This window comes from Brevundimonas diminuta, from assembly GCF_039673845.1.
GTDB lineage: Bacteria > Pseudomonadota > Alphaproteobacteria > Caulobacterales > Caulobacteraceae > Brevundimonas > Brevundimonas diminuta_E.
This window is the reverse complement of sequence record NZ_JBDJMK010000007.1, coordinates 167,787-183,047: the sequence shown is the minus strand read 5'-3', so window position 1 is coordinate 183,047 and position 15,261 is coordinate 167,787. Positions and strand designations below refer to the sequence as shown.

At 68.4% G+C, this 15,261-nt stretch carries 16 protein-coding genes; 14 read left to right on the top strand and 2 right to left on the bottom strand.

Translation table 11 applies throughout. The features are described from left to right. The first annotated feature begins 321 nt into the window (after positions 1 to 321). From ABE454_RS09565 to cckA, 7 genes are all read left to right on the top strand, one after another. Positions 322 to 1,260: a D-alanine--D-alanine ligase gene (locus ABE454_RS09565; RefSeq protein ID WP_346531148.1), complete on the top strand. Its 939-nt coding sequence runs from the start codon at positions 322 to 324 to the stop codon at positions 1,258 to 1,260. After that, positions 1,248 to 2,087, top strand: coding sequence for a cell division protein FtsQ/DivIB (locus tag ABE454_RS09560; RefSeq protein ID WP_346531146.1), 840 nt, complete (start codon positions 1,248 to 1,250; stop codon positions 2,085 to 2,087). The genes ABE454_RS09565 and ABE454_RS09560 overlap by 13 nt, the downstream gene beginning before the upstream one ends. Before the next feature lie 26 nt (positions 2,088 to 2,113). Then, positions 2,114 to 3,439: a cell division protein FtsA gene (gene ftsA, locus ABE454_RS09555; protein ID WP_346531144.1), complete on the top strand. Its 1,326-nt coding sequence runs from the start codon at positions 2,114 to 2,116 to the stop codon at positions 3,437 to 3,439. A gap of 125 nt (positions 3,440 to 3,564) precedes the next feature. Beyond that, a complete protein-coding gene (fliQ, locus tag ABE454_RS09550) occupies positions 3,565 to 3,828 on the top strand; it encodes a flagellar biosynthesis protein FliQ (protein ID WP_291778108.1) in 264 nt (87 codons plus the stop codon). Positions 3,829 to 3,850: 22 nt separating this feature from the next. Beyond that, positions 3,851 to 4,621, top strand: coding sequence for a flagellar biosynthetic protein FliR (gene fliR / locus ABE454_RS09545; RefSeq protein ID WP_346531142.1), 771 nt, complete (start codon positions 3,851 to 3,853; stop codon positions 4,619 to 4,621). After that, positions 4,614 to 5,690, top strand: coding sequence for a flagellar biosynthesis protein FlhB (gene flhB, locus ABE454_RS09540; protein ID WP_346531141.1), 1,077 nt, complete (start codon positions 4,614 to 4,616; stop codon positions 5,688 to 5,690). Before fliR ends, flhB begins: the two co-directional genes overlap by 8 nt. A 277-nt stretch (positions 5,691 to 5,967) precedes the next feature. Further along, complete coding sequence (gene cckA / locus ABE454_RS09535; RefSeq protein ID WP_430826075.1) at positions 5,968 to 8,151, top strand: cell cycle histidine kinase CckA; 2,184 nt, start codon at positions 5,968 to 5,970, stop codon at positions 8,149 to 8,151. An 85-nt stretch (positions 8,152 to 8,236) separates the two neighbouring features. On the opposite strand, the gene ABE454_RS09530 is transcribed toward cckA, so the two are convergent. After that, the gene (locus ABE454_RS09530; RefSeq protein WP_346531139.1) at positions 8,237 to 8,416 is read right to left on the bottom strand and encodes a hypothetical protein; all 180 of its coding nucleotides are present in this window, start codon (positions 8,414 to 8,416) and stop codon (positions 8,237 to 8,239) included. A 173-nt stretch (positions 8,417 to 8,589) separates the two neighbouring features. Between ABE454_RS09530 and ABE454_RS09525 the strand changes: the two genes are divergently transcribed. From ABE454_RS09525 to ABE454_RS09495, 7 genes are all read left to right on the top strand, one after another. Next, positions 8,590 to 9,204, top strand: a complete 615-nt coding sequence (locus ABE454_RS09525; RefSeq protein WP_346531137.1) for a superoxide dismutase — start codon at positions 8,590 to 8,592, stop codon at positions 9,202 to 9,204. Positions 9,205 to 9,272: 68 nt separating this feature from the next. After that, positions 9,273 to 10,238 carry an MBL fold metallo-hydrolase gene (locus ABE454_RS09520; RefSeq protein ID WP_346531135.1) on the top strand — a complete coding sequence of 322 codons (966 nt, stop codon included), beginning with the start codon at positions 9,273 to 9,275 and terminating at the stop codon, positions 10,236 to 10,238. Positions 10,239 to 10,406: 168 nt separating this feature from the next. After that, positions 10,407 to 11,024, top strand: a complete 618-nt coding sequence (gene rpsD / locus ABE454_RS09515; protein ID WP_346531134.1) for a 30S ribosomal protein S4 — start codon at positions 10,407 to 10,409, stop codon at positions 11,022 to 11,024. A 317-nt stretch (positions 11,025 to 11,341) separates the two neighbouring features. Continuing rightward, positions 11,342 to 11,707: a hypothetical protein gene (locus tag ABE454_RS09510; RefSeq protein ID WP_346531132.1), complete on the top strand. Its 366-nt coding sequence runs from the start codon at positions 11,342 to 11,344 to the stop codon at positions 11,705 to 11,707. Between the two features lie 129 nt (positions 11,708 to 11,836). Beyond that, a complete protein-coding gene (locus ABE454_RS09505) occupies positions 11,837 to 14,185 on the top strand; it encodes a bifunctional diguanylate cyclase/phosphodiesterase (RefSeq protein WP_346531130.1) in 2,349 nt (782 codons plus the stop codon). 82 nt (positions 14,186 to 14,267) lie between these two features. Further along, positions 14,268 to 14,396 carry a hypothetical protein gene (locus ABE454_RS09500; protein ID WP_346531129.1) on the top strand — a complete coding sequence of 43 codons (129 nt, stop codon included), beginning with the start codon at positions 14,268 to 14,270 and terminating at the stop codon, positions 14,394 to 14,396. Next, complete coding sequence (locus ABE454_RS09495) at positions 14,396 to 14,785, top strand: hypothetical protein (protein WP_346531128.1); 390 nt, start codon at positions 14,396 to 14,398, stop codon at positions 14,783 to 14,785. Before ABE454_RS09500 ends, ABE454_RS09495 begins: the two co-directional genes overlap by 1 nt. A 65-nt stretch (positions 14,786 to 14,850) precedes the next feature. Here the strand turns inward: ABE454_RS09495 and ABE454_RS09490 are convergent, their stop codons facing one another. After that, positions 14,851 to 15,207, bottom strand: coding sequence for an endonuclease domain-containing protein (locus ABE454_RS09490; RefSeq protein ID WP_346531126.1), 357 nt, complete (start codon positions 15,205 to 15,207; stop codon positions 14,851 to 14,853). Positions 15,208 to 15,261: the final 54 nt, after the last annotated feature.

Here is a 15,261-nt window from a genome sequence, read left to right as displayed (position 1 = left end):
GACGGCCTTTGGCCGACTTCACCCGCGGACCCTCACCCTTTCGCCTTCGCCAATCGCTTCGCTCCTGGAGGCTCAAGCCCTCTCCCATCAGGAGAGGGGGCAGCGGGCCGCCTGGCCGAAGCCGGGTGGGGCGGCAGGGCCATTCAAGCGCCGAGTCCCGTATCGCCCGGCCCTCCCCACCCGGTCTTCGCTTCGCTGCGACCACCCTCCCCATGAAGGGGAGGGAGAAGGTCTTGCGAATTTCCTTCCACGACCCCGGATCGTTTCCAACCGGTTAACCGTATTCAGGGCATAGGGACGGGCTAGTCTTCGGATGTGGTCATGCGTGCGCCCCTGAACACCCTCCATGTCGCTGTCCTGATGGGCGGCCTGTCTTCGGAACGCGAGGTCTCCCTGTCCTCGGGGCGCGGCTGCGCGGATGCGCTTGAGGGGCAGGTGGCCAGGGTCACCCGCGTCGACGCCGGGCGCGACCTCGCTCAGGTGTTGACGGCGCTGAAGCCCGACGTGGTCTTCAACGCCCTGCACGGCAAATGGGGCGAGGACGGCTGCGTTCAGGGTGTCCTTGAGACGCTGAAGATTCCTTACACCCACTCCGGCGTGCTGGCTTCGGCGCTGGCGATGGACAAGGACAAGTCCAAGGCCGTGCTGCAGGCGGCGGGCGTCATCGTGCCCGGCGGCGGCCTGTTCGACCGGCACGAGGTCGCCCGCCGCCACGTCATCGACCCGCCCTATGTGGTCAAGCCGAACGCCGAGGGTTCGTCGGTCGGCGTCTATGTGGTGCGCGAGGGCGCCAACCGCCCCGTGGTCGAGGTCGGCGCCGACGACTGGACCTATGGCGATCAGGTCATGGTCGAGCCCTTCATCCCCGGCAAGGAACTGGCGGTCAGCGTGATCGGCGAGGCGACCGGCCCGCGCGCCCTGACCATCACCGACATCACCCCGACCAAGGGCTTCTATGACTACGAAGCCAAATATGCGCCCGGCGGATCGCGCCATGTCCTGCCCGCCGAACTGCCGCCGCACGTTTTTGACAAGGCTTTACGTCAGTCAGAGCTGGCCCACGCGGCCATGGGGTGTCGGGGCGTCTCCCGCGCCGACTTCCGTTATGACGATGTTAACGACGTTCTCGTTCTGTTGGAGGTGAACACCCAGCCCGGCATGACCCCGACCTCGCTCGTCCCCGAGCAGGCGGCCTTCGTCGGTATGGATTATCGCGAACTGGTTCGTTGGATGGTGGAGGACGCCTCATGCCCGCGGTAGTGCGCGGCGGTCGGCGACAGTCTTCGGGCAAGGGCGGCGCGCGCGGCGCTCCGTCCGGCCGCGCGGCCGAGATCGGCCGTCTGGACATGTCGCCGCGCGTCGTGGCGGCGACCCTTGTGGTCGGCGTCGGCATACTGGCGGCCGTACTGGCCACCGGCGCACGCGCCGAGCGCATCTCGACCGCCGTTTCCGAACGCTTTGACGCCATGACGACCGGCATGGGCCTGAAGGTGCGTCAGGTCCACGTCACCGGCGCCTCGCCCGAGGCCGCCGCCGCCGTGCGCGCCGCCGTCGGCGTCCATGCCGATCAGCCCATCGTCAGCCTGGATCTGGCCGCCGTGCGCGAGCGGGTGCAGTCGGTCGGCTGGGTCAAGGAGGCGCGCGTGGTGCGCCTGCTGCCCGACACCCTGATCGTCGACGTCAAGGAACACGACCGCCTCGCCGTCTGGCAGGTGGGCGGCAAGGCCCACGTCATCGACGCGCAGGGGCTGGTGATCAACGGCGCCGACGCGGGCCGCTATCCGCGCCTGCCGCTTGTGGTGGGCAAGGGCGCCGATCAGGCCGCCTCCGACGTTCTGCCCCTGCTGGCCCAGCGCCCGCGCCTGATGGCGAAAATCGACGCCCTTGTCCGCGTGGACGAGCGCCGCTGGGACCTGCGCCTCAAGGATGGCGCCCTGATCCAGCTGCCCGCCGTGGATCAGGAATCCGCCCTTATCCGCCTCGACGCTCTGGACCAGCGCGAACGCCTGCTGGACCTGGGCTTCGCCCGCATCGACCTTCGCACGCCGGAAGAAGTGGCCGTTCGCCCTTCCGAAGGCGCGGCCTGACACCCTGAAGCCTTAGGACACGACCCATGGTTGGACGCAGCCGAGACATCAAGCCGGAACAGGGCAGGGGCGCGCCGCGCGCGCCGGTCGTGGCCGCGCTCGATCTCGGCCAGTCCAAGGTCGCCTGCTTCATCATGAAGCCCGACGGCGTGCGCCACGCCGACCGCACCATCCGCGTCGCCGGGGCGGGTCACGTTCAGTCGCGGGGCGTCAAGGGCGGGGCCATCGTCAACATGGACGAGACGGCCCAGGCTATCGGCCACGCGGTCGAACGCGCTGAGCGCGCGGCGGGCGCCCCTGTCTCGGGCGTCGTCGTCACCACGGCCATCGGTCAGATGGCCAGCCACCGGGTGCAGGCGCGCGTCTCGCTGGGCTCACACCCCATCAGCGACGCCGATCTGGCGCGCGCCATCGGCATGGCCCTGGCCCAGATCCGCCTGCCGAACCGGCGCCCGATCCACGTCCTGCCCATCGCCTGGTCGGTCGACGGGGCGCGTGGCGTCCACGACCCGCGCTCGATGCGCGGCGGCTCGCTGGGGCTGGACCTGCTGGTCGTCTCCATGTCCGAGGGCTCGTTCAACGCCCTCAGCCACTGCCTCGAACTGGCGCATCTGGATCTTCAGGGCGTGGCCGCCGCGCCCGTCGTCTCATCCCTCGCCGCGCTGGAAGAGGATGAGATGGAGCTGGGCGCCCTGTGCATCGACATGGGCGGCGGCTCGACCTCGGCGGCGGTCTGGGGCGGGCGTTCCCTGCTGCACATCGAAAGCCTGAACGTCGGCGGCGACCATGTGACCGCCGACATCGCGCGCGGCCTGTCGACCTCGCGCGTCGGCGCCGAGCGGTTGAAAACCCTGCACGGTTCCGCCATGGCGTCGGCCAATGAAGACCGCGAAATGCTGGAAGCTCCGCCGCGCGGCGAGGACGCCTCGGCCGGTCCGGTCATCGTCCCGCGCGCCATGCTCAAGACCGTCATCGCCCCGCGCGTGGAAGAGACGCTGGAGCTGCTGCGCGACCGCCTGAAGCACGCCGGGCTGGGGCTCGAACCCGGCGCGGGCCTCGTCCTGACCGGCGGCGCCAGCCAGCTGAACGGCGTGCGCGAACTGGCCGTGCGCGTCTTTGACCGCCCTGTGCGCCTGGGCCGCCCGCAACGCGCGCCCCACCTGGCCGACGCCGCCGCCGGCCCGGCCTTCTGCTCGGCCGCCGGCGTCCTGCTCCGCGCCGCCTACGGCCCGCGCGAGGCCGTCTCGGCCCGCAAGCTGATGTCCCGCCAGATCACGGCTGCGGATGCGCCCAAGGTCCACCGCGGCGGCATGGTGGCGCGCGCGGCCGGGTGGCTGCGAGATAATCTGTAATAATTTCAACGTTTCGTATGCAAGGCCTGCATCGGGTTTCATCCGTCCTAACGTCCCGTTAACCATCCTGTCGGCATTTTCTGCCCAGTGTCTGCGCGTGTGTGCGCGAGTGGCGGGGAGCGGCGATGAACGGCGCGGAAGTTCTGGATGTGGGGCGCGACGCCCTGTGGCTGACGATCCAGCTGTGCCTGCCGGCCCTGATCGTGGCGCTGGTGGTCGGGGTGGCCATCGGCCTGTTTCAGGCCCTGACCCAGATTCAGGAGCAGACCCTGGTCTATGCGCCCAAGATCGTCGCCGTCTTTGTTTCCCTGTTGCTGTTCCTGCCGCTGATGGGCGCCCTGCTGGGCGGCTTCATGCGCGAGATCGCCGCCCGTATCGCGGGCATGTAGGTCAGGAAACCGGGGCAGGGACATGGAGCCTTACGCCACGGCGGAACAGGTCTGGGCCGGGGGGCTGATCTTCGCGCGCGTCGGGGCGATCCTGATGCTGCTGCCCGGCTTCGGCGAATCCTATGTGCCGCCAAGGGTGCGCCTGTCGCTGGCGCTGGTGCTGTCGCTGGCGCTGTGGCCCATCGTGGGGGCCAGTCTGCCGGGCCTGCCCGCGACGCTGGGCGCCACGGTCGGCTGGGTGATCCGGGAGGTTCTGACCGGTCTGGCCATCGGCGCCATTCTGCGCAGCTTCATGACCGCCATGACCACGGCGGGCGAGATCGTCTCCATGCAGACGACGCTGGGTTTCTCGCAGACGGCCAACCCGATGCAGGCCCAGCCGGGCACGACCCTGTCGGCCTTTCTGATGCTGCTGGGGGTGACGCTGGTGTTCGCGACCAACACCCATCACCTTTTCATCGGCGGCATGGTCGGATCGTATGAGGCCATCGCCCCGGCAAAGCCGCTGATCGTGTCCGACTTCACGACCATGGCGGTGAAGACCCTGAGCCAGAGTTTCATGCTGGGGGTGCAACTGGCGGCGCCGGTGCTGGTGTTCGCCCTGATCTTCAATCTGGCCTCGGGGTTGGTGGCGCGGGTCATGCCCAGCTTTCAGGTCTATTTCGCCGCCGCGCCGCTCAGCGTCATTCTGGGCCTGTCGGTCTTCACCCTGAGCCTGGGCGTGCTGGGGACCGTCTTCATAGACCGCTACCGCTCGGTGGCGGCCTTCTTCACGGGAGGCGCCGTTGGCTGACGGTCCCGATCCCGAGTCGAAAACAGAAGACGCCACCCCACGAAAACTTGAGGATGCGCGCAAAAAGGGCGATGTCGCCAAATCGCCGGACGTGGCGGCGGCGCTGTCTCTGGCCGGGGCGGCGGGGGTGCTGCTGGCGGGCGGCGGCTGGTTCTCGACCCGGATCGCCGAGGGGCTGACGCCCTTTCTGGCCCAGCCGCACGCCATGATCGGCGGGTTGCAGGCGGGCGCGGGCGTCGAGATCGGGATGCAGGCGGTCTGGGCCGCGGCGCCGTTTCTGGCGGCCCTGATGTTCGCGGTCGTTCTGGGCGGGGTCGGCGGTAATCTGGCGCAGTCGGGCCTCATCTTCACCACCGAGAAGATCAAGCCGAAATGGTCCAAGGTGAACCCGCTGGAGGGCTTCAAACGCATCTTCGGCCCGGACGGCGTGGCGCAGTTCCTGAAGACCTTCATCAAGCTGGTCGCCATCGGCTGCGTCTGTTTCTGGGTGTTGAAGCCGCACGCGCGCGAGCTTGAGAATCTGGCCGCCATGAGCCCGGCCTCCATCCTGCCGTTCGCGCGCGATCTGGCGCTGGCGCTGATGATGTCGGCGCTGGTGTTTCTGGGGCTGACGGCCGGGGGCGACTATCTGTGGCAGCGGATGCGCTTCGCCAAGCGGATGCGGATGACCAAGGAAGAGCTGAAGGAAGACTTCAAACAGTCCGAAGGCGACCCCCACGTAAAGGCCAAGCTGCGCCAGATCCGTATGCAGCGCGGCCGCCAGCGGATGATGCAGGCGGTGCCGGACGCCACCGTCATCATCACCAACCCGACCCACTATTCGGTCGCCCTGCGTTATGAGCCGGATCAGGGCGACGGGGCGCCGGTCTGTGTCGCCAAGGGCGTCGATGCGCTGGCCCTGCGCATCCGCGAGGTGGCGAAGGAGCACGAGGTGCCCATCGTCGAGAACGTGCCGCTGGCCCGCGCCCTCTATGCGGCGGTCGAGGTCGACGACATCATTCCACGCGAACATTTCGAGGCGGCGGCCAAGGTTATCGGCTTCGTCATGCAGCAGAGGAAGCGGCGGTGAGGGGCCAAGGCGCCGTTTCTCCCTCCCCTTTATGGGGAGGGTGGCTGAGGCCGTCAGGCCGAAGCCGGATGGGGGCGTCTTGGCTGGTCAGGCGCGGCATCCGGCATCATCTCGTCCTCCCCACCCGGTCGCTGCGCGACCACCCTCCCCGGGACGGGGAGGGAGAGACGTCGCGCCACCTGCGCGTTAGGGCGCATGAAAGAGCTTCGGTATGCTGACGAACCCTGATTCGAGCGGGCGAGACTCCATGACCATTCCCCGACCGCCCGGGCGCCCGATGGAGCGTCTGACGCAAGACCGGCCGCAGGCGCGCGCTGCAGCCCCTGCCGCCCGCCGCCCGCGCTTCGACCCGTGGCTGGTCGTGATGGCGGTCGGCTTTGCGCTGGCGATCGCGGCCATCGCCTATCCGGCGTTCCGGGCCAGCGCCTTCACCACGCCGGGGCTGATCCTGATTTTCGCAGCGGGTGCGACGGCGCTGATCTGGCTGTCGGCGTTCGGCCGGTCAGAGCGGCGCCCGCCTTCAGGCGATACGGCGGTCGAGATGCTGGACGCCATGGCCGAGCCCGCCGCACTGGTGCAGCCGTCGGGGCAGGTGCTGGCCTATAACGCCGCCTGGGCCGAGGAGAACGGGACCGTCACCTCCCTGCCCAGAGCCGGCAAGGGCGGCGGCAAGTCCGCTCAGGCCCTCTACATGGCCTTTGCGCAGGCGCGCGGGGGCCATCAGGGCCGCGCCATCGTCCAGATCGGCGCGCGCGAGATCGAGGTGCTGATCGGTCAGGCGGGGCAGGGGCGTTTTCTCGTCCGCGCTGCGCCGGAGGCTGTCCTGCCGCTGGCGCCGTCCGCACCCGCCGCGCCCCAGCCCGCCGCCCCGACCGGCGAGGCGCGCGCCATGGCCGCAGGCGCGCCCTTCGGCTCGGCCGTGATCGGCGGCGAAGACCTGTTCGCGGGCCGGGTCGAGGAGCCGAACGCGGCCCTGGCCCTACTGACTGGCCCGGCGGCCTCGGGCGACGCGGCCTTCGGCCATCTGTTCGACCCGGCGGGCGTGGCCGAGGCCAGAACCAAGCTGGAGGCCGGATCGTCCGGCCCGATCGAGTTGATCGCCCGCGCCCACCCGGATCGCCAGCTGCACCTCTATGTCGCGCTGGAAGGCGACAAGCGCCGCGTCTGGCTGTTCGACGTGGCGGCGCAGAAATCGATGGAGCTGCAACTGTCGCAGGCCCAGAAGATGCAGGCCGTGGGCCAGCTGGCGGGCGGGGTGGCGCACGACTTCAACAACCTGCTGACGGCGATCCAGCTGCAGCTGTCGGGCCTGCTGGAGCGGCACCCGGTCGGCGATCCCTCCTATGAGGGGCTGAACGAGATTCGCCAGACGGCCATCCGCGCCGCCGATCTGGTGCGTAAGCTGCTGGCTTTCTCGCGCAAGTCGACGGTGCGGCGCGAGCGGCTGGACCTGGGCGAGCTGGTCGGCGAGTTCGCGGTGCTGCTGCGCCGTCTGCTGCGCGAGGACGTGCGGCTGGAGACAGACTACGGCCGCGACCTGCCCCTGGTGCTGGCCGATAAGAGCCAGCTGGAGACGGCGGTGATGAACCTGGCCGTCAACGCCCGCGACGCCATGCGCGGCGTGGTCGAGCCGGGCGCGGGCGTCGTCACCATCCGCACCCGCCGCCTGACGGGGGCCGAGGCCCGCGACATGGGCTGGCATGAGGCGACGGACGAGGTCGCCCTGATCGAGGTGTCGGACACCGGCCCCGGCGTGCCGACCGCCCTGCTGGACAAGATCTTCGAGCCCTTCTTCACCACCAAGGCGGTAAACGAGGGGACGGGCATGGGCTTGGCCACCGTCTACGGCATCGCCCAGCAGGCGGGCGGCCACATCACCGTCGCCAATCTGGAAAACGCGGGCGCCGCCTTCCGCATCTTCCTGCCCGCCGCCTCAGCTGAAGAACTGGTCGAGGCTCCCGTGGTCGAGAAGGCCGTCAAGGCGCCGCGCGACCTGTCGGGTGCGGGCCGCATCCTGTTCGTGGAAGACGAGGCCGCTGTGCGCGGCATCGCGGCCCGCCTGTTGCGCCAGCGCGGCTATGAGGTGATCGAGGCCGAAGACGGCGAGGAGGCCCTGATCCTGGCCGAGGAATGGGCGGGCCAGATCGACATGCTGATCTCGGACGTCATCATGCCGGGACTGGACGGGCCGTCGCTGCTGAGGAAGGCCCGGCCCTTCCTTGGGGATGCCCCGGTCATGTTCATCTCGGGCTATGCCGAGAGCGATTTCTCGGACCTGTTGCAGGACGAGGTCGGGGTGTCCTTCCTGCCCAAGCCGCTGGACATCAAGACTCTGGCCGAACGGGTGAAGCAGGAACTGCAGGGGGTTTACCGCGCCCCCCCCCCCCCTCCCGGTCCGGGGGTGGGGGGTCGCCCCGCGCCGGGGGGGGGAGGGCTTGGTGATCCTGGCCTCGGCGTTTGAATAGCCTTGCCGCCCCCACCCGGCTTCGCCTTGCAGGCTCAGCCACCCTCCCCGGGACGGGGAGGGAGAGGCCGGGCGCCTGATTTCAGATACGTAAATCGACGTGGCCGTCGTTCCAGCGGCGTTCGCGGGCGGCGTCGTGCAGGGCGTCGGCCAGTTCAAGCATATGACGACGCTCCAGCCGGGGAACGATCTCCAGCAGGCGAAGGCGCAGCATCTCGACCTCGTCGTCGGTCATCCGCGGCGGTCGGTCATGCTCAGGCATCACGGTCTCCACGCGGTTCAGGCCAATGGAAGGCAACGGATGGACCCTGTTTCCGTTCCGATTCACCGGAAAACGGCAAAAACTGAACAAAGGGGCCGTTCAAGGCTTGGGTATGGCGCGCGCGGCCCTAGATAGGGTCCAGAGGAATCACACGCCGTAACGAGGAGTCTCCCATGGCCTTCACCCTGCCCCCGCTGCCCTACGCCTATGACGCGCTGGAGCCGGCCATCGACAAGGAGACGATGACCTTCCACCACGACAAGCACCATCAGACTTATGTCGACAACCTGAACAAGTTCGTCGACGCCACGCCCGCCGCGCAGGGCAAGTCGATGGAAGAGCTGTTCGCCGAAATGTCGAAGCTGCCCAAGTCTATCCGCAACAACGGCGGCGGCGTGTGGAACCACAGCCTGTTCTGGGAACTGCTGGCCCCGGTCGGCACGGGCGGCGAGCCCTCGGCTGAACTGGCCGCCAAGATCGACGCCGAACTGGGCGGCATGGACAAGTTCAAGGCCGACTTCGACGCCGCCGGCGCCGGTCAGTTCGGCTCGGGCTGGGCCTGGCTGATCCTGCAGGGCGGCAAGCTGAAGGTCGTCTCGACCCCGAACCAGGACAACCCGCTGATGGACGACGCGCCCGAGAAGGGGGCCGTCCTTCTGGCCGCCGACGTGTGGGAACACGCCTATTACCTCAAGTACCAGAACCGCCGGGTCGACTACCTCAAGGCCTTCTGGACCGTGGTGAACTGGAACAAGGTCAACGAACTGTACGAAGCCGCCAAGGGCTGATGCAGCAGACGCCCCGCCGGAAACGGCGGGGCGTTTTTCATTCCGGGCCGCGCCCGCAGGAGATGATGATGACTCCCTCTCTGAAACTGGCCGCCTTGGGGCTGGTCCTGAGCCTCCTGATCGGCGCGGGCGCCTGTCAGCAGCAGCCCCAGAAGCAGTCGAAGGCGGGCGAGCAGGCGCAGGCGACGACCGCCGCCGTCGCGACCTCGCCGGACGTGTATCCCTTCACCGTCGGCGATCTGAAGCTGGCGGCCCTGCGCGACGGCGAGATCGTCGTGCCGGTGGCGCAGACCCCGTGGGTCGAGGCAGGGGCCAAGGCTGAAGACATCGTCGCCCTGCTGACGGCGGCCGGGGCGCCGACGGACGCGGTCCACCTGCCGGTCCAGCCGCTGCTGGTGCGCGACGGCGAGCGGGTGGTGCTGATCGACACGGGCGCGGGCGGCCAGATGGGCACGCAGAACCTGCTGGTCGCGTCTCTGCGCGCCGCCGGAGTCGAGCCGGATCAGGTGACGGACATCCTGATCTCGCACAGCCACGGCGACCATGTGGGCGGTCTGGTCGACGCCACCGGCGCGCTGGTCTTCCCCAAGGCGGTCATCCGCATGAGCGCGCCGGAATGGAACGCGGCCAAGGCGGGCGCCACGGGCGATGAAGCCGCCCTGGTTCAGGCCATCACGCCGCGCGTCGAGGTCTTCCAGCCCGGCGCACAGGTCACGCCCTCGATCCGCGCTGTGCCGTTGAAGGGCCATACGCCGGGCCATACGGGTTATGAGATCGCATCGGGTCAGCAGCGGCTGCTGTATTTCGGCGACGCCCTGCACAGTTCGGTCATCTCGGTTCCCCGGCCGGATCTGACTCTGGTTTGGGACAATGATCGCGCGGCAGGCGTCGCAACGCGCCGAACCCTGCTGGATCAGGGCGCGCAGGGCGGGCTGCGCTACTATGGCGTCCACTTCCCCTTCCCGGGGCTGGGCAAGATCGAGCGCCGCGGCGAGGCCTATGTCTGGACGCCCGAGGCGCCGCCCGCAGGCTGAAACGCCCGCGCCGCTTGACTCAGGAAGGGCGCGGCCGCATAAGCGCGCCCTTCTCGCACCGGGTTCGTCCCGAGGCGCGATGTCCATTACGGACGATGCGTGAACCGCCGTTGAGATCGCCGCTCCAATCGGGGAGCAGCCGGGCCGCATCATGATGAAGAGTGACATATGTCCAAGCGCCACAGCGCCAAGTACAAACTCGACCGGGCCATGGGTGAAAACCTGTGGGGTCGCGCCAAGTCTCCTGTCAACAAGCGCTCCTACGGCCCCGGCCAGCATGGTCAGCGCCGCAAGTCCAAGGTCTCTGACTTTGGTCTGCAGCTGAAGGCCAAGCAGAAGCTGAAGGGCTACTACGGCAACATCACCGAGAAGCAATTCGCGGCGACCTACGCCGAAGCCGCCCGCCGCAAGGGCAACACCTCGGAAAACCTGATCGGTCTGCTGGAATCGCGTCTGGACGCCATCGTCTACCGCGCCAAGTTCGTGCCGACCGTCTGGGCCGCCCGTCAGTTCGTCTCGCACGGCCACGTCACCGTCAACGGCAAGAAGGTCGACATCGCCTCTTACCGCGTGAAGGTCGGCGACGTCGTCGAGGTCAAGGAAAAGTCGCGCAACATGGCCCTGGTGCTGGAAGCCCAGCAGTCGGCCGAGCGTGACCTGCCTGACTATCTGGAACTGGGCGACCGTGGTTTCTCGGTCCGTTACGGCCGCGTGCCGGAACTGTCCGACGTGCCCTATCCGGTGAAGATGGAGCCGAACCTGGTCGTCGAATACTACTCCTCGTAAGAGCGACGATCCCGCCCGATCCGTCGGGCTGCGGTTCAGGACAAGGGAGGCTCCGGTTCGCCGGGGCCTCCTTTTTCTTTGGGGGCGAGTTCAGCCTTTGAGGTTTGGCCGCTTCATGAACTCCGCTCATCCTGGCGGACGCCGGGATGAGCGGTAGGGAAGGGGCGCTGCTGACCCTCATGAGAATCCGCTCTTTTCTTTGGCCGCGTGCAAACCTGCGGTTGTTCCCTTTTTGGCCAAACCGGGCCACAATGCGTCAATTGTCAGGCTGAAATCGCGGGAGGCCAGAGATAAAACGTCGGATCGCCCTCTGCGCCGTGACGATTTTCGTCGTCAGCCTGTCCGGCTGCGCCCGCGCGCCGGGCGCCCTTGTGCGCACCGAGGGGATGCCCGGCCAGCTTGAGCCGATCCACGCCGTCGCCTTCACCCGCGATCTGGCCGTGTTCCGCGTCAGCTCCAACGGCTGCACCGACAAGGCCGATGTGAAGCCTTTCATCACCCGGCTGAAGGATTCCGCGGTCATCACCCTGCGCCGTCTGGGCGAGGACCGCTGCGCCCGTCCGGTCAAGGGCGGGGTGCAGATGGAGTGGACCTTCCAGGAGCTGGGCCTGCCGCCGGGGGTCACGGTGGTGGTCAACAATCCCTATCAGATGGATGGGGAAAACGCGGCGGTCGGCCACTAGGGCGCAGACGTTCCGGCCGCCGTATCGCAACGGCCCCGATTCTTCAGATTCCATTATTCATATCGGGACAGGCAGGGTTAACGCCTGGGCTTCTAGGACGGCGCGTAACCTTTCTTCACGGCGTATTCCATGCGTGTCCTGACCTGTCTGACCGACGAGCACCATCTGGGGCTTGTCGCCCTGGCGGCCCTGATCTGCCTTCTGGGCAGTTTCATCACCACGGGGCTGTTGCGACGGGTGAGGGAGAACGGCGGGCTGTCGCGCCTGTCCTGGCTGTTTCTGGGCGCGGTGGCGGGCGGGGCGACCATCTGGTGCACCCATTTCGTCGCCATGATCGCCTATCGGCCGGGCGTCGAGACGGCCTATGCGCCGATGCTGACGGGCGTGTCGCTGGCCGTCGCCATTCTGGGCGTCGGTCTGGCGCTGGCGATCGCATCCGTCGGCCGTCGTTTCGCGGTCGAGGCGGGCGGCGCCCTGTTCGGGGCCGCCGTGGCCGCCATGCATTTCGTCGGCATGGCCGCCCTGTCGGTCGAGGGGCTGGTCCACTGGTCGGCGCCCTATCTGGCGGCGTCGGTCATCGGGTCGGTGGCGTTCGGCGCCCTGGCCTTCCGTCTGGCCTCGGACGAAGAGCGTTTCGCGCGGCTGAAGGGCGGGGCGGCCATGGTGCTGGGCATCGTCTGCCTGCACTTCACGGCCATGGCGGCGATGACGGTCATCCCGCTGGCGCCGCTGGACGGCATGCTGACCGGCGAGGACGCCCGCAGCGTGCTGGCGCTGGGCGTCGCCGGGGTCGGCCTGCTGGTGCTGGGGGCGGGCGCCGCCAGCCATGCGCTGGACCGCGAGGCCCTGGCCCTGAACCGCGAGCGTCAGCAGTATCTGATCGAAACCGGCGTCGACGGCATGGCGATCGAACGCGACGGCGTCATCGTCGCGGCCAATCAGGTGCTGGCCGATCTGGTCGGCGCCGGGCGCGGCGCTCTGGTTGGTGCGGGTCTGGATCAGTGGGTGCAGGACGCCCACCGTCTGGACGACGGCGCTGTGACCCAGACCATATTGACGGCTGGTGACGAGGAGATCCCGGTCGAGCTGTCGGCGCGGCGCGACCATACGGCCAACGGGCGCACCATGATCTACGCCGTGCGCGACCTGCGCGCGCGCATGGCGCAGGAGCGCCGCATCGCCCATCTGGCGCGCAACGACAGCCTGACCGGCCTGCCCAACCGCGCCTCCTTCCTCGAACGGCTGACCCGCCAGCAGCAGACGGCGGCCGAGGGCGAGACTCTGGCCCTGTTCGCCCTGGATCTGGACCGGTTCAAGGAGGTCAACGACCTGTACGGCCACGCGGTCGGCGACCAGCTTCTGTGCGTCATCGCCGAACGGATGAAGGCGATCCTGCATGAGGGCGAGTTCGTCGCCCGTCAGGGCGGGGACGAGTTCCTGGCCCTGGCCCCGGTCGCCAGCCGTGACGAGGCGCACGCCGTGGCCGAGCGTCTGCGCCAGGCCGTCATCGGGACGGTGACGGTGGACCACGCCGACCTGTCGTGCGGCGCCAGCATCGGCGTCTCCCTGTGGCCCGAGGACGCGCAGGACGTCTCGACCCTGATCAACAATGCGGACCTGGCCATGTATCGGGCCAAGGCGTCGCTGACGCAGGACATCTGCTTCTATGAGGCGGACATGGATCAGGCCGTCCGCGCCCGTCGCCGCGTCACCCAGGCCCTGCGCGAGGCGCTGGAGAACGAACGTTTCGAGCTTTATTATCAGGTGCAGGCCTCGGTCGAGACGGGCCGGGCGACGGGCTATGAAGTCCTGCTGCGCTGGAAGAACGACGCGGGCGTCTACATCTCGCCGGCCGACTTCATCCCGGTGGCCGAGGAGACGGGGCTGATCCTGCCGATCGGCGAATGGGTGCTGCGTCAGGCCTGCCGTCAGGCCGCCGCCTGGGCCGAGCCGCACCGCATCGCCGTCAACCTGTCGCCGGTGCAGCTGAGCCACGTCGACCTGCCGCGTCTGGTGCATCAGATCCTGCTGGAGACGGGGCTGTCGCCCTCGCGGCTGGAGCTGGAGATCACCGAGACGGCCATGATCACCGACATGGCGCGCACCACCCATGTCCTGCGTCAGCTGAAGACGCTGGGCGTGACCATCGCCATGGACGATTTCGGCACGGGCTATTCGTCGCTGTCGACGCTGAAGGCCTTCCCCTTCGACAAGATCAAGCTGGACCGCTCCTTCATGCAGGAACTGGACGGCGCCGCGCCCCAGTCGCGGGCCATCATCCGCGCGGTGCTGACCATCGGCGAAAGCCTGTCGATCCCGGTGCTGGCCGAGGGCGTCGAAACCCCGGAGCAGCTGGCCTTCCTGCGCGCCCAGGGCTGCAATGAGGTGCAGGGCTATCTGCTGGGCCGCCCCCAGCCCGAGGCGGACGCCCTGACCAACGGCGTGGCGCGTCTGGGCGACGCCGCACAGGCCGCCTGAGCGACACCTTGCCGATTATTCACATGACCCGGCGGGTCCGTGCTGGCAGGTTCGCCGCAATTCAAGACCAAGAGGACGCCTCATGCGCCGCATCATCATCGCCCTGGCCATTGCGGCCGTCGCCGCGCCGGTCCTGTCGGGCTGCATCATCATCTCGACCGAAAAGCCGACCACGCGGGTGATCCATTCGACGCCGGCGGACGACGCCTGATGCGGATCGTTCCTGTTCTGGCCGCCGTCGTCGCCCTGCTGCCGCTGCTGGGCGGCTGCATCATCTATTCGAACGAGGGCGGCGAGAAGGTTTCGGTCAACGTCTCCGACCGCGCCTCGGCCCGTCCCGAGGCGCTGGAAGCCGTGCGCAAGGTCGACTTCGACGGCCAGCGCCTGAGCGTGGTGGTCGGCTCCAACGGCTGCACCGAGGCGTCCAGCTTCGAGGTCCGCATCAAGGACGACGAACCGGCGGAACTCAGCCTGATCCGCCGCGCGCCCGACCTGTGCAAGGCGCTGGTCCCCGACGGCAAGACCGTCAGCTGGACCTACGACGAACTGGGCCTGAAGTCTGGCCAGAGCGTCCGCGTGATCAACCCGGTCAGCCTGTAATCGAACCACCCCTTTCCTCCCCACGGTGTGGGGAGGGGGACCGCGAAGCGGTGGAGGGGGCGGCGCTACGTTTGCGCATGACGCGCTGCGTTCCTGATCGCATTCAGCGCACCCTCCATGTCATCACGAACGTCGCAGGCGGGAAGACGCAGCACTGAAACGCCGCGCGCCGTCAGCCAGCACGTCCGACGCTCATCATGACGCGCTTGATCGTCCAGCCCGTGAATGAGGCCGTCGACCTCCACCGCCAGTTTCAGTTCGGCGCAATAGAAGTCGAGAATGAAGGGGCCGATGGGATGCTGTCGCCGGAACCTCAGGCCTTCGAGGCTGCGCCCCTTTAGCTGAGCCCACAGTTGCGCCTCAGGCGGCGTCAGGGCGCGGCGCATCTTTCTTGCGCGCTCATAACTCAGGCCGTCCGGCATGGCGTCGCCCCCTCCACCGCTTCGCGGTCCCCCTCCCCATTGCTGCGCAACAGG